General features: G+C 67.4%; 12 protein-coding genes. 9 read left to right on the forward strand and 3 right to left on the reverse strand.

Annotation, left to right across the window (positions count from 1 at the left end):
• The coding region (locus tag ITJ49_RS12830; RefSeq protein ID WP_194605901.1) for a hypothetical protein at positions 1–354 on the forward strand (354 nt) is incomplete at its 5' end.
• 172 nt (positions 355–526) lie between these two features.
• Positions 527–802, forward strand: a complete 276-nt coding sequence (locus tag ITJ49_RS12835) for a hypothetical protein (RefSeq protein ID WP_194605903.1) — start codon at positions 527–529, stop codon at positions 800–802.
• A gap of 330 nt (positions 803–1,132) precedes the next feature.
• Here ITJ49_RS12835 and ITJ49_RS12840 read toward each other — a convergent pair whose 3' ends face one another.
• On the reverse strand, positions 1,133–1,888 hold the full coding sequence (locus ITJ49_RS12840) for a hypothetical protein (protein WP_194605905.1): 756 nt from the start codon (positions 1,886–1,888) through the stop codon (positions 1,133–1,135).
• A 33-nt stretch (positions 1,889–1,921) separates the two neighbouring features.
• Positions 1,922–2,992: an NAD(P)/FAD-dependent oxidoreductase gene (locus tag ITJ49_RS12845; RefSeq protein WP_370544507.1), complete on the reverse strand. Its 1,071-nt coding sequence runs from the start codon at positions 2,990–2,992 to the stop codon at positions 1,922–1,924.
• 48 nt (positions 2,993–3,040) lie between these two features.
• Here ITJ49_RS12845 and ITJ49_RS12850 point away from each other — a divergent pair, with 48 nt between their 5' ends.
• The 7 genes from ITJ49_RS12850 to ITJ49_RS12880 all read left to right on the forward strand — a co-directional run bounded on the left by ITJ49_RS12850 (position 3,041) and on the right by ITJ49_RS12880 (position 11,173).
• Entirely contained in the window at positions 3,041–3,616 is a 576-nt protein-coding gene (locus ITJ49_RS12850; protein WP_194605907.1) for a helix-turn-helix domain-containing protein, read from the forward strand.
• A gap of 181 nt (positions 3,617–3,797) precedes the next feature.
• On the forward strand, positions 3,798–4,829 hold the full coding sequence (locus ITJ49_RS12855) for a LacI family DNA-binding transcriptional regulator (protein WP_194605909.1): 1,032 nt from the start codon (positions 3,798–3,800) through the stop codon (positions 4,827–4,829).
• A gap of 105 nt (positions 4,830–4,934) precedes the next feature.
• Positions 4,935–6,221, forward strand: coding sequence for an extracellular solute-binding protein (locus ITJ49_RS12860; protein WP_370544508.1), 1,287 nt, complete (start codon positions 4,935–4,937; stop codon positions 6,219–6,221).
• A 49-nt stretch (positions 6,222–6,270) separates the two neighbouring features.
• Entirely contained in the window at positions 6,271–7,158 is an 888-nt protein-coding gene (locus tag ITJ49_RS12865) for a carbohydrate ABC transporter permease (RefSeq protein WP_194605988.1), read from the forward strand.
• Positions 7,158–7,991: a carbohydrate ABC transporter permease gene (locus ITJ49_RS12870; RefSeq protein ID WP_228514438.1), complete on the forward strand. Its 834-nt coding sequence runs from the start codon at positions 7,158–7,160 to the stop codon at positions 7,989–7,991. The genes ITJ49_RS12865 and ITJ49_RS12870 overlap by 1 nt, the downstream gene beginning before the upstream one ends.
• Positions 7,992–8,036: 45 nt before the next feature.
• Positions 8,037–9,101 carry a glycosidase gene (locus tag ITJ49_RS12875; protein ID WP_194605911.1) on the forward strand — a complete coding sequence of 355 codons (1,065 nt, stop codon included), beginning with the start codon at positions 8,037–8,039 and terminating at the stop codon, positions 9,099–9,101.
• The gene (locus ITJ49_RS12880; protein ID WP_228514439.1) at positions 9,098–11,173 is read left to right on the forward strand and encodes a hypothetical protein; all 2,076 of its coding nucleotides are present in this window, start codon (positions 9,098–9,100) and stop codon (positions 11,171–11,173) included. Before ITJ49_RS12875 ends, ITJ49_RS12880 begins: the two co-directional genes overlap by 4 nt.
• Positions 11,174–11,296: 123 nt before the next feature.
• Here the strand turns inward: ITJ49_RS12880 and ITJ49_RS12885 are convergent, their stop codons facing one another.
• A complete protein-coding gene (locus ITJ49_RS12885) occupies positions 11,297–12,088 on the reverse strand; it encodes a glucose 1-dehydrogenase (protein WP_194605913.1) in 792 nt (263 codons plus the stop codon).
• Positions 12,089–12,251: the final 163 nt, after the last annotated feature.

Consider the following 12,251-nt stretch of genomic DNA (forward strand, 5'->3'; position numbering starts at 1 on the left):
GAAGAAGAAGAAGAAGAAGAAGAAGAAGAAGAAGAAGAAGAAGAAGAAGAAGAAGAAGAAGAAGAAGAAGAAGAAGACGCGTCGCCAAGGGTGTCCGTGGAACCGACACAGTCAGAGCACCAGCGGTTCTGGCAGCCGACCTTCGTCGGCGTGATCGGTTACGCATTTGTCGGATTCGGTTCGTACTTCGTCGTGCGGGAGTGGCAGGACTACCCGCCCTGGTTCGCTGCCACCTTCGTTGGCGTCGTTCTGCTCCTCCTCCTGCTGCGCAGCTGGATCAGATGGTTTCGCGCCGCTAGAAAGAGCCGCAACGATCCTCACGAGCCAGACGCCCCGCTCACCGCAGAGCCCTGATCTGACTCTTGCGTTTTAGCGAGCGGACACGCGGATCCGCCGTCGCCGAGACGAAGTCAGCCTGTCGTCGTCATGCTCCTTTGAATCGTGACGCACTCTCCGACGAGGCCGTTCTCGTGACACCCACAAATTTGCCTTGCGCAGGTACGAACCCGCGAGATAGCTTTCGGGCGTGCCCAGCCTGATTCAACGACGTATGGCTATCGACCGCCAGCGCCTGTCGGGCCTTTACTCCCTCGTGTCCGGCACCGCCATGACGGTGGTCTGCTGCCTCGAGTTGGCCTTCGAAGGCCTGTCCGGTTTCCCGCTGATCTTGGGCATGCTCGGCATTTTTTCGATGATTGCGGGTGCGGTGACCAGGAAACAGGCCCATAAGGCACTGGCCGAGTTCGAGGCGGCCGAGGGTGTCGGCGCGGGGGTACAGCCCCCACGAAAGGCTGCTCGGTGAACTCGCCATCTGACGCCACTGCCCAGCCCGACGATGAAGACCGTCGCTGGGCGGAGGCCACTCACCGCGTTCAGCATCAGCTCGAGGACAGTCGACACATCCGAGGGCGTCAGCAATCGTGGAACACGCTCCAAAAACTGCCACGGCCCATTCGGATCGACGAGCCGTCTCGTTTGGGTCGTTTAGTTCCGGGCGAGAAAATGCGGCGTCGAGGCGTTTTGCGGGCGATCGAATTCGACGCGGCGCAAATCGTCGCCAGGGCAGGGCTGCCCCCAGCACGACCCGCCCCACCTCCACGACAAACCCGCGCAAGAGCGCAAAGCCCGGCGCTCACGACACCGGCGTCACCGTCCACGTACCGTTCGTCTGGATCGCCAGCACGCCCGGCAGGTCGACCTCGAACGTCTTCGAGAACGCCCCGCTCTCGCCGAACAGCAACGGCTTGTCGGAGGTCGTGAAGGCTCGGCCGGAGAACGACTCGCCCGCCTTGGCCGGCCTGAAATCGACCTTCAGCCTCGAGACGTCGTCCGAGAAGAACAACACCGCCGGCCCCGTCCCCGACTGCGCTCCAGACACAGTCGGCAGATCATTCCAGCTCTGCAGCGTCACCGTCCAGCTTCCCTGCGCATCGACGATGAAGGTCTGCTTGACCGGGTCGTTTTTCAAGACATCCATCAAGAAGGATCCGCGCAACGGCGCTGCAGCCCGACCGAACGGCGACATCCGCCCCGCTGCGGTCACCGTCGCGACGCCCCTGCAGGCGGAGCAGTTCAGCGCGACCACGACGGCGAATTCGCCCTTGCGCTCGTAGCTCACGTTCATCGGCCCGGTGCCGGACGCAGTCGCGGTCACGCCGGACGCCACGACGCCGGCCTTCACGGTCTTCGCCACAGGCTGTGTGACGGCGGGCGTGGTCGGCGTCGCGCTCGGCGTGGGGGTCGGGGTAGGGCTCGGAGGTTCGGCCGAGACAATGGGTGACGACGACGGAGCCGAGGATCCTTGGCCCCCCGTTCCCGAACACCCGCCCAGCATCAGTGCACCCGCAGCGATTACCCCGACGACCAGTGCCCCACGTTTCTTCCCCATGCGGCCAGCCTGCCACCGACGACGGCTAGCCCGTCACAACCCATGCCGACGATCGCCGAGGACCTTCTCGCAGTTCGCGGCCTCCCGGGCGGCCGAGAAGGGCTCCTGCCGCTCCGTGCCAGCCCGCGCGAGATCGGCCAGCGCGAGATCGCCGTGCACCGCGGCACCCACCATCACGCCCGAGGCCGCCGAGGCCGCGACCATCGCCATCGCGTCGCTCGCGTTGCCGGTCGCCCAGACCCCTGGCAGCGCGGTCACGCCGCGGGGGTCGGCCGTGATCTGCGCACCGAACGGGGTCGGTGTCGCTTTGCCGCCGAGGGCTTCGAAGAGCTCGGTCCGAGCCACGAACCGCGGCGCGACGACGACCGCGTCGATCGGAAACGACCGGCCTCCCTCGACCTCGACGGCCCGCACCTGCGTGCCGTCGACCACGAGTCGCTCGACCCGAGGCACGACGACCCGGACTCCGAGGGCCGCGAGCTGCTCCCACTGCTCGTCGGTCGGTTCGGGCGCCTCATGAAGGAAGAAGGTGACGTCGTCGCTGAGCTGGCGGAACAGGATCACCTGGTGCAGGGCGTTCTCGGTGCGGCCGAGCACGGCGATGCGCTGGTCGCGCACCTCCCAGCCATGACAGAACGGGCAGTGAAGCACGGTGCGCCCCCACGCCTCGGCAACACCGGGCACGTCGGGAAGCTCGTCAACGAGACCGGTCGCGAGGATCACGCGGCGAGCGCGCACCGACGACGCTCCCCCGTCGACCTCGACGGTGAAATTGTCGACGCCGCCGGATGCGGCCGTGACGAACCCGTCGACAATCGAGACGCCATACGACTTCGCTTCGGCACGGCCGCGGGCGAGCAGTTCGCGCGGCGACACACCCTCCTGCCCGAGCACGTTGTGGGCCCCCTCGGCAGGAGCATTACGCGGCTCGCCGGCATCGACGACCACCACTCGGCGGCGCGATCGGCCGAGGGCGATGGCCGCGGCGAGGCCGGCAGCGCCGCCGCCGATGACGACGACGTCGAAGGGAAGGGCCACGTCGACCATCTCGACGTCGGCCGGATCCTGAGCTGTGGTCGTTCGTGTCTTCTGTATGTCGTTCATAGGCACCACGCTAGGCGACTCGTGCCTATCAGACATAGACTTTTGCGTATGACGCAAGACGCGATCGACGAAGTCGTCCGGCAACGCATTCGCAGCCTCCGGGTGGCCCGGGGCTGGACGCTCGACACACTCGCGGCCCGGTGCTACCTCTCGGCCTCGACCCTCAGTCGCATCGAGACCGGCCACCGGCGCATCGCGCTCGACCAGCTCGTGCCGATCGCGCAGGCGCTCGGCACCACCCTCGATCAGCTCGTCGAACCCGAAGGAGATGACGACGTCGTCATCCGCCCCGAGCCCGAGATGCGACCGGGCTCCACCGTCTGGCTGCTCTCGCGCGAGCGCGACCGACGCGGGGTAACCATTGCCAAGATGCGCATCACGGCTGAGCGCGACGAGGGCGGCCCCGGCGTGCACCCCGGCTACGAGTGGTTCGCCGTGCTGAGCGGCACCGTGCGGCTGACACTCGGCGAGCGGACGATCCTCGTGCGCGAGGGGCAGGCGGCCGAGTTCTCGACAATGACCCCGCACTCGATTCACGCGCACGAGGGGCCGGTCGAGATCCTGACGATCTTCGACCACGACGGCGAGCGTGCCCACCTGCCGGGGCACCAGCTCCCGCGCTAAGCCGGGCTGTATTCCGGCCCGTCACCCGAGTGTCGCCGAATGCCGCCGGCGGCCGGATGCCCACGACATTTGGCGCCACTCGGCGAGAGTGCGCAAATGGGCCCCCGGATCCTCGCCAGGCCAACGTCTTGGCACTCTCGCGGCACTCGCCTCCGACAGGAGGCCCGCTAGGGTCGACCCCGTGAACAACCGAGTGACCATCGTCGACGTCGCGGCCCGAGCCGGCGTGGCTATCAGCTCGGTCTCGAGCGCACTCAACGACCGACCCGGCGTCTCGGAGGCCACCCGCAAGCGCATCGTCGAGGCGGCTCACGAGCTCGGTTTCGTGCCGTCGCTCCGGGGCCGCAGCCTGTCGTCGAAGCGCGCGTTCTCGGTCGGCCTGGTCGTGCACCGCGATCCGTCCGTGCTCGAGTCCGACCCGTTTTTCGGCAGCTTCATCGGCGGCATCGAGACGGTGCTCGACGCGCAGAACTACGCGCTCATCCTGCAGATGGGCTCCGAGAAGATCGAGACCCTCGGGCGATACCGCAGTCTGGCCGCAAATCGCCGGGTCGACGGCGTCTTCCTGTCTGAATTGGGAGTCGAGGATCCGCGGATTCCCCTGGTCGAAGAACTCGGCCTGCCCGCTGTCGGCGTCAATGCCGAACCCGATTTTCCCCTGCCCGCGGTCCGTCAGAGCCACGTCGAGGGCATTCGCGAGCTCGTCGACCATCTGGTCTCGCATGGCCACCGCCGGCTCGCCCTCGTGACCGGGCCGACCGAGTTCATCCACGCCGGTCAGCGCCTGAGGGCCTGGAGCGAGGCCGTGGCGGCGCACGACCTCGCACCGGGTGAGGTCGTCGAGGGTGATTTCACGTACGAGGGCGGTGTGGCCGCGGCGTCGCGTCTCCTCACCGACCGCGCGCCGGACGAGAGGCCGACGGCCGTGATGTGCTCGAACGACCTCTCGGCCATTGGGTTCTTAGCCCGGGCCGACGAGCTCGGAGTCCGCGCCCCCGACGACATCTCAGTCGCCGGTTTCGACGGCATCGCGCTCGGCTCGTACATCCGCCCGTCGCTCACCACGATCGCCACGACACCGCGTCTGCTCGGCGTCGAGGCGGCCAGGATGCTGCTCGCCGCCATCGCCGGTGAGCGCGTCGACGATGTCGACATCGCGCCCGCCCGGCTTCTCCCCCGCGGCTCTACCGGTCCGGCTCCCGCTCACACCTGACCGGCCCTCACGGTCGAAGCTGTGCTACCGTCACCTCTACCGAAACGTTTCGGCTTTCGGTCGGCGAGCGAAGACGCCCGCCTGGTCACCACTGGAGGAGACATCGTGCAACGACGCACAAAGTTCATCGGCGCGACCGTGGTCGCAGCAGCCATGATCGGCCTGACCGCGTGCAGCGGCGGCGGAAGCAGCAGCGGATCGCTCACCGCCAAGGGCCCCATCAAGATCTGGTACTCGAACAACGAGCAGGAGGTCGCCTGGGGCAAGGCGACCGTGGCGGCGTGGAACAAAGACCACCCCGACGAGAAGGTAACCGGCCAGGAGATCCCCGCCGGCAAGACCTCCGAAGAGGTCATCGGCGCCTCCATCACCGCTGGCAACTCGCCCTGCCTGGTCTACAACACCGCCCCCTCGGCCGTCGGCCAGTGGGTGAAGCAGGGCGGCATGGTCGACCTGTCGAAGTTCTCCGACGGCGCGACGTACATCGAAGCGCGCTCAGGATCCCAGGCGGACCAGTACAAGGACGCCGACGGCGAGTACTACCAGTTCCCCTGGAAGTCGAACCCCGTGATGATCTTCTACAACAAAGACCTCTTCAAGAAAGCCGGCCTCGACGCCGATAACCCGAAGCTCTCGACCTACGCCGACTTCACGGCGACGGCGAAGACGCTCGTCGACAAGGGCGTCGCCCCGAACGCGATCCTGCCGGCACCGACGAGCGAGTTCTTCCAGATGTCGTTCGACTTCTACCCGCTTTACGCCGCGGAGTCGGGGGGCACCCAGCTCGTCAAGGACGGCAAGTCGACCTTCAACGATCAGGCTGGCTACGACGCCGCGAACTTCTGGCGCACCCTCTACGCCGACAAACTCGCCGGTCAGGAGAAGTACCAGGGCGACGCCTTCGCCGATGGCAAGGCCGCCATGGCGATCGTCGGGCCCTGGGCCGTCTCGGTCTACAAAGACGTCAACTGGGGTTCCGTGCCCGTGCCGACGAAGAACGGCACCGCCGCCGACAAGACCTACACGTTCAGCGATGCGAAGAACGTCGGCATGTTCACCGCCTGCCAGAACCAGGGCACGGCGTGGGACTTCCTGAAGTTCTCGACGAGCACCGCCAACGACCAGAAGTTCCTCGAGACCACCGGCCAGATGCCGATGCGCACCGACCTGGCCACCACCTACGCCGACTACTTCTCGAAGAACCCGTCGTACAAGCTCTTCGGCGACCAGGCCAGCCGCACCGTCGAGGTGCCGTCCGGCCCCAATACGGTCGCCGAGATGCAGGCCTTCCGCGATGCGTGGAGCGACTCGGTCATCTTCGGCAAGGGCGACGTGAAGACCTCGCTCGACGACGCCGCGACGAAGATCGATCAGCTCGCCGCCGAGAAGTGACGGTGACCCGGTGACCACCACCGCGACCGGGCCCAGGCCCGGTGAGACCATGAAACGCGGGCCCAGGATCCTGGGCAAGCACCCGCTCGGCCTCCTCTTCAGCGCGCCGTACCTCGTGTTCGTGCTCGTCGTCTTCGCCTACCCCCTGGTGTACGCGGTCTACATCGCGTTCCACGACTACTTCTTCACGGCACCGGGAGCGGTCGTCGACCGCCCCTTCGTGGGGTTGGCGAACTTCGTCGACGCCTTTACCGATCCCGATGTGATCCGGTCGTTCGGCAACGTCGGCATCTTCTTGATCATCAACGTGCCGCTCACGGTCGTGCTCAGCATCGTGCTGGCGTCGGGGCTCAACAAGGTCACCCACCTCAAGGCGTTCTACCGGGTGGCCTACTACATCCCCTACCTGACGGCGAGTGTCGCGGTCGTCGCCGTCTGGCTGTTCCTGTTCAACGGCTCGGGCCTCGTCAATCAGATCCTCGGCCCGTTGGCGCCCAGTCCGTCGTGGCTGATCAACTCGCACTGGGCCATGCCGTCGATCGCCCTGTTCGTCACCTGGAAGCAGATGGGCTTCTACATCCTGCTGTACCTGGCAGCCCTGCAGAACGTGCCGAACGAGCTGTACGAGGCGGCGTCGACCGACGGTGCCGGAGCGATCCGCAAGTTCTTCTCCGTCACCGTCCCCGGGGTGCGCCCCGCGACCGTCCTGGTGCTGCTGGTCTCGACGGTCACCGGCGCGAACCTGTTCACCGAGCCGTACCTCCTGACCAACGGCGGCGGGCCGAACGGCGCCTCGACGTCGCCCGTTCTGCTGATGTACCAGAAGGGCATCGAGCAGGGTCACCCCGACGAGGCGAGTGCCATCGGCGTCGTGCTGGTCGTGCTGGTACTCGTGATCGCCCTGCTCCAGAACCGATTCGCGGGAGGAAAAGACTGATGTCGAAGTTCCAAGCCACCCTGCGGAGCGCAGTGCTCGCCCTCGGCGCCCTCGTCTTCCTGTTCCCCTTCTACTACATGATCATCGGGTCGCTGCAGACGAAGCAGGATGCCAGTCTCGGCGGCGCCTTTCCGCATCCGAGCAACATCACCGGGGCGAACTACTCCGCAATCAACGATCGGATCAACCTCTTCTCGGGGCTGCTCAACTCGGGAATCTTCACGGCCGGGGTGCTGGTCTGCACGCTGATCTTCGGGGTGCTCGTCGGCTACTCGCTCGCCGTGCTGCAGTGGAGAGGCCGAGGCGTCACCTTCGCTCTCGCACTGCTCGTGCAGGTCGTCCCGTTCCAGTTGTTGATCATCCCGCTCTACGTGCTCATCACCCGCACCTATGGTCTCGGCGACAACTACCTGGGCATGATCCTGCCGTTCGCGATCAACTCGACGGCCGTGATCATCTTCCGCCAGTACTTCCTGCAGCTTCCCAGAGAGCTGTTCGAGGCGGCGCGGATCGACGGGGCGAACGAGTTCGTGCTCCTCTGGCGAATCGCGCTCCCCCTAGTGCGCCCGGCTCTCGTGACCGCGGCACTGCTGACCTTCATCGGCCCGTGGAACGAGTTCCTCTGGCCCTTCCTCATCACGAAGCAGGCCAGCATGCAGCCACTTGCCGTCTCGCTCGCCAACTACATCTCGAACGTGGCCGCCACCGCGTCCAACCCGTTCGGCGCGACGCTCGCCGGCGCCGTGGTGCTCGCCGCACCCGTCGTCGTGCTGTTCATCGTGTTCCAGCGCTATTTCATCTCGACCGACGTGGGCTCGAGCGTCAAGGGCTGACCGGCCCGCTTCCGACCCTCGAATCCCACCCACCTGGAGAACCCCATGACCGATGCATTTCCCTACCGTCTTTCCCGCCAGGGCGTCGTGATGACGCCCGAGCCCGGCAACGCCCTCGAAGTCGAGGGCGTCCTGAACCCCGGCTCGGGCCGCACGCCCGACGGCGCCCTCCACCTCCTCCCGCGCATGGTCGCCGAGGGCAACGTCTCACGGGTCGGCCTGGCCAAGGTCGTCATCGAAGACGGCGTGCCCGTCGCTGTCGAACGCGACGGCATCGTGCTCGAACCCGACCGCGGGTGGGAGCGCGGTGCCACGCACGCGGGCGTCGAAGACCCCCGAGTGACGAGGATCCCGGAGCTCGACCTCGACGTGATGACCTACGTCGCCTACGGCCCCCTCGGACCTCGCACCGCCGTCGCCGTGTCGAGCGACCTCCGCGAGTGGCGCCGACTCGGCCCGGTCACCTTCGCCTACGACGACACCCTCGACATGGACCTCGGTCTGTTCCACAACAAAGACACCGTGTTCTTCCCCGAGCCCGTCACCGCCCCCGACGGCGTCCGCTCGTTCGCCGTGCTGCACCGGCCGATGTGGGACATCGGCGAGACCGCCCCGGGCGAGGGCATCCGCGTGCCCCGTGGCACCACCGACACCCGCCAAAGCATCTGGATCAGCTACGTCTCGGTCGACGACGTGGCCCGCGACATCACGAACCTCACCCGCTGGGGTCAGCACCGATTCCTCGCCGGACCCGAGTTCCCGTTCGAGCAGCTCAAGATCGGCGGCGGCCCCGCACCCCTCCGGGTGCCCGAGGGCTGGCTGCTCCTGCACCACGGCGTCACCGGCACGATCGACAGTGCCTTCGCGCAGCAGAAGAACGTGAACTATGCGGCAGGCGGGATGATTCTCGACGCCGCGGATCCTTCGGTCGTCCTCTCGCGCAGCACCGAGCCGCTACTCGCTCCCGCCACCGCCGACGAGACCGGCGGCATCGTGCCGAACGTCGTGTTCCCCACCGCGATCGAAGAGATCGACGGCAGGCACTTCGTCTTCTACGGAATGGGCGACTCCAAAATCGGCGTCGCGCTGCTCGAGCGGGTCGCCTCGTGACCGCGTCGCGCACGACCTTCAGGATCCGGGCCCTCGCAGCGATCGGCACGGTCGCCCTCGCCGCCGGGGCTGGGCTCACCGCCGCCTCCCCCGCGATCGCGAGCGCCCCGGATCCTCGTCCTGCCGCGAGCACCCCGACGGCTCGCCTCACCAATCTCGCGCACCTCGACTACCTGCTCGATGAGACGACTCCCCCGGCGACGGCGGGCCACACCACCTACGCCCTCGACTCGCAGCCGACGCTCGCCATGCCGTGGGTGTACGCCGATGCACGGCCCGGCAACACGTTCGAGCGGGTCGGCGGCGGGCCGCGCGACCCGGCGACCGGGCACTGGGGTCAGGGGTCGTACGACTCCGACGACGTGTCGCGCGCGGCCGTCGTCTACCTGCGCGACTGGAAGCAGACCGGCTCGGCGTCGAGCCGCGAGAAGGCGTACGAGCTGCTGAGGTCGACGGCGTACTTCCAGACGACCTCGGGGCCGGACGCCGGCAACGTGGTGCTGTGGATGCAACCCGACGGCACGCTCAACCCGAGCCCGGTGCCCGTCGAGCTCCCGAACCCCTCCGACAGCGGCAACAGCTACTGGCTGGCACGCACACTCTGGGCCTACGGCGAGGGCTACGCGGCGTTCAAGTCGACCGACCCGGCGTTCGCCTCGTTCTTGCAGGATCGCCTGCAGCTCGGAGTGAGGGCGCTCGAGCGCTCGACACTGGCCTCGTACGGCAAGTACGGAGTGGCCGACGGCGCTCGCGTGCCGAGCTGGCTCATCGTCGGCAGCGCCGGTGCCTCGGCCGAAGCTGTGCTGGGGCTCGCCGCCTACTCGAAGGAAGCACCCCACGATCGCCCGGCCCGCTCGGCACTCTCAGAGCTCTCCGAGGGGATTGCCGCGATGGGATCCTCCCGTTCCGCCGCCGTCGCCGTGCAGAAGTGGCCGTACGGGGCGATCCTGCCCGAGACGAAGTCGCGGTCGCAGTTCCACTCGTGGGCATCACAGATGCCTGCCGCTCTCGCCGAGGCCTCGGTCGTGCTGAAGAAGCCGTCGCTGCTCCAGCCCGCCGTCACCGACTCGGTGGCGTTCTCATCCACGCTGCTGACCTCGGCCGGTCCGATCAACGGCTTCTCGCCGGCGCCGACCGACACGACGCAGATCGCCTACGGGGCCGACTCACGACTTCAGTCGCTCCTCGCCACCGCGGATGCGGCGCACAGCCCCGGCATCGAGCAGCTCGCCGGCCTCATGGCGAGCTGGTACTTCGGCAACAACACCTCGGGCAAGCCGACCTACGACCCCGCCACCGGCGTCACCTTCGATGGCGTGCAGCCGACCGGCTCGGTCAACACCGGATCGGGAGCCGAGTCGACCATTCACGGCCTCCTGTCGATGATCGCGCTCGATGCGCACCCTCGCGTGTCGGCCTTGGCGCAGTCGGCCTCGACCGTCGTCTCGCGTGACGGGCTCAGTGTCGTCGAGGCGGAGAAGGCGACCGCCACCACCGGAACCGTCGTCACCCCGACCTCGGCCTCCAATGGCGAGTCGCAGCTCAGCGGCGGCTCCGAGCTCGCGCTCGATCGCGGTGAGACGGCGACGTTCGCCGTGCCCGCCGCGGCCTCGGGTGGTGCACGTCACATCGATCCGGTCATCGCGATGCCGACGGGGTCTGCTCCGGTGGCGCTGTGGACGGGCTCGACGAAGCGAACACCACTCGGCGTGACCCGTGCCACCGTCGGTGCGCAGGGAGTCACCCCGGTGCCGGGTGCTCTGCTGCCCGCCTCGCTGCTGCTGCCGCTGCGCGGATCGGCGACCTCGGTGTCGGTGCGCGCTCTGAGCGGCACGACGACCGTCGACGCCTTGCTCGTGCGACCGCTGGTCTCACGCGTCGTGCTCTCGGGCACAGGTGATGCCCGGTCGGAGCTCGTCCAGTCGACGTCGCTGCTCCCCCAGCGCGCGACGATCGGCAGCCGAGGATCCACGGTGCGCACCTACGACGACAAGGGTCGCCTGAAGCAGACCCTCACGGGCGAGCGCAGCATCCTCCTCCCGGCCGGAGGCTTCGCCGTCGCCACCCGCTGACCCGCTGGTCGCGCCGCGTCCGCTCCCCGCGCCGTACACCGAGTGCCGCCAAATGCCCCTCTGCTGCTTCCAGCTCAGGCAAATGGCGGCACTCGGCACCCGGGGCGGGGTTGGGCGGGGGTGTCAGTACTTGATCGACTGGCCGCCGTCGATCGGCAAGACGGCTGCGTTCACGTACGAGGCGTCGTCCGACAGGAGGAACGCGACAACTGATGCGATCTCGTTCGCCTCGCCGTAGCGCTTCGTCGGGTTGATCTGAATGAACTCTTCGGCAGCTTTGCGAGGGTCGTCGGCGTTGAGCTGCTTCATCGAGTTCTCGACCATGGGGGTCCAGATGGCGCCGGGGGCGATTGCGTTGATGCGGATGCCGAACTGGCCGTACTCGATGGCGGAGTTGCGGGTGAGGCCGACGACGCCGTGCTTTGCTGCGGCGTAGCCCGACTGGTTGCCGATGCCGGTGATGCCCCCAACGCTGGCCGTGTTGACGACCATGCCGGATCCTTGCTCGCGCATGATCTTGAGCACCTTTTCGAGGCCGAGGAACACGCCGCGCAGGTTAATCGCGACAACCTTGTCGAACTCGTCGGCGCTGAAGTTCTCGGTGAGGTTCTGACGCCCCTCGATGCCTGCGTTGTTGAAGAAGCCGTCGATGCGGCCGAAGCGCTCGAGTGTCGCTTTGACGTAGGCGTCGACGTCGGCCTCCTTCGAGACGTCGGCGAGGGTGGTGAGGATCTCGGCCTCGGGCGTCGCCTCGAGGACGGCGGCCTTCGACTCGTCGAGGCCCTTCTGAGAGATGTCGACGAGGGCGAGCTTGGCCCCCTCGGCGGCGAGGCGCAGGGCGGTGGCGCGACCGAGGCCGGATCCGCCTCCGGTGATGAGGACGACGCGGTCGGTGAATCGGGTGCTGCTGGGCATGGCTGTGTTTCTCCTGCTTCGACGATGAAGGGCTCGGAGCGGTGTGGTGCGGCGAGTCCGGCTCTCTTGTGGGGAGTCGCCTTTACGCTACACCTGTTGCTTTAATGCGGGATCGATCCGCGTGGGCCGTGGGTTGCTCCGTCGAGTGCCGCCAATTGCCTCG

The sequence above is a fragment of the Frondihabitans sp. VKM Ac-2883 genome (genome assembly GCF_015350875.1).
Taxonomy (GTDB): Bacteria; Actinomycetota; Actinomycetes; order Actinomycetales; family Microbacteriaceae; genus Frondihabitans.

Coding starts and splice junctions, on each gene's coding strand:
- ITJ49_RS12850 (WP_194605907.1), top strand. CDS start 3,041: ATGACGCAAGACGCGATCGACGAAGTCGTCCGGCAACGCATTCGCAGC.
- ITJ49_RS12865 (WP_194605988.1), top strand. CDS start 6,271: ATGAAACGCGGGCCCAGGATCCTGGGCAAGCACCCGCTCGGCCTCCTC.
- ITJ49_RS12845 (WP_370544507.1), bottom strand. CDS start 2,992: ATGAACGACATACAGAAGACACGAACGACCACAGCTCAGGATCCGGCC.
- ITJ49_RS12840 (WP_194605905.1), bottom strand. CDS start 1,888: ATGGGGAAGAAACGTGGGGCACTGGTCGTCGGGGTAATCGCTGCGGGT.
- ITJ49_RS12885 (WP_194605913.1), bottom strand. CDS start 12,088: ATGCCCAGCAGCACCCGATTCACCGACCGCGTCGTCCTCATCACCGGA.
- ITJ49_RS12875 (WP_194605911.1), top strand. CDS start 8,037: ATGACCGATGCATTTCCCTACCGTCTTTCCCGCCAGGGCGTCGTGATG.
- ITJ49_RS12870 (WP_228514438.1), top strand. CDS start 7,158: ATGTCGAAGTTCCAAGCCACCCTGCGGAGCGCAGTGCTCGCCCTCGGC.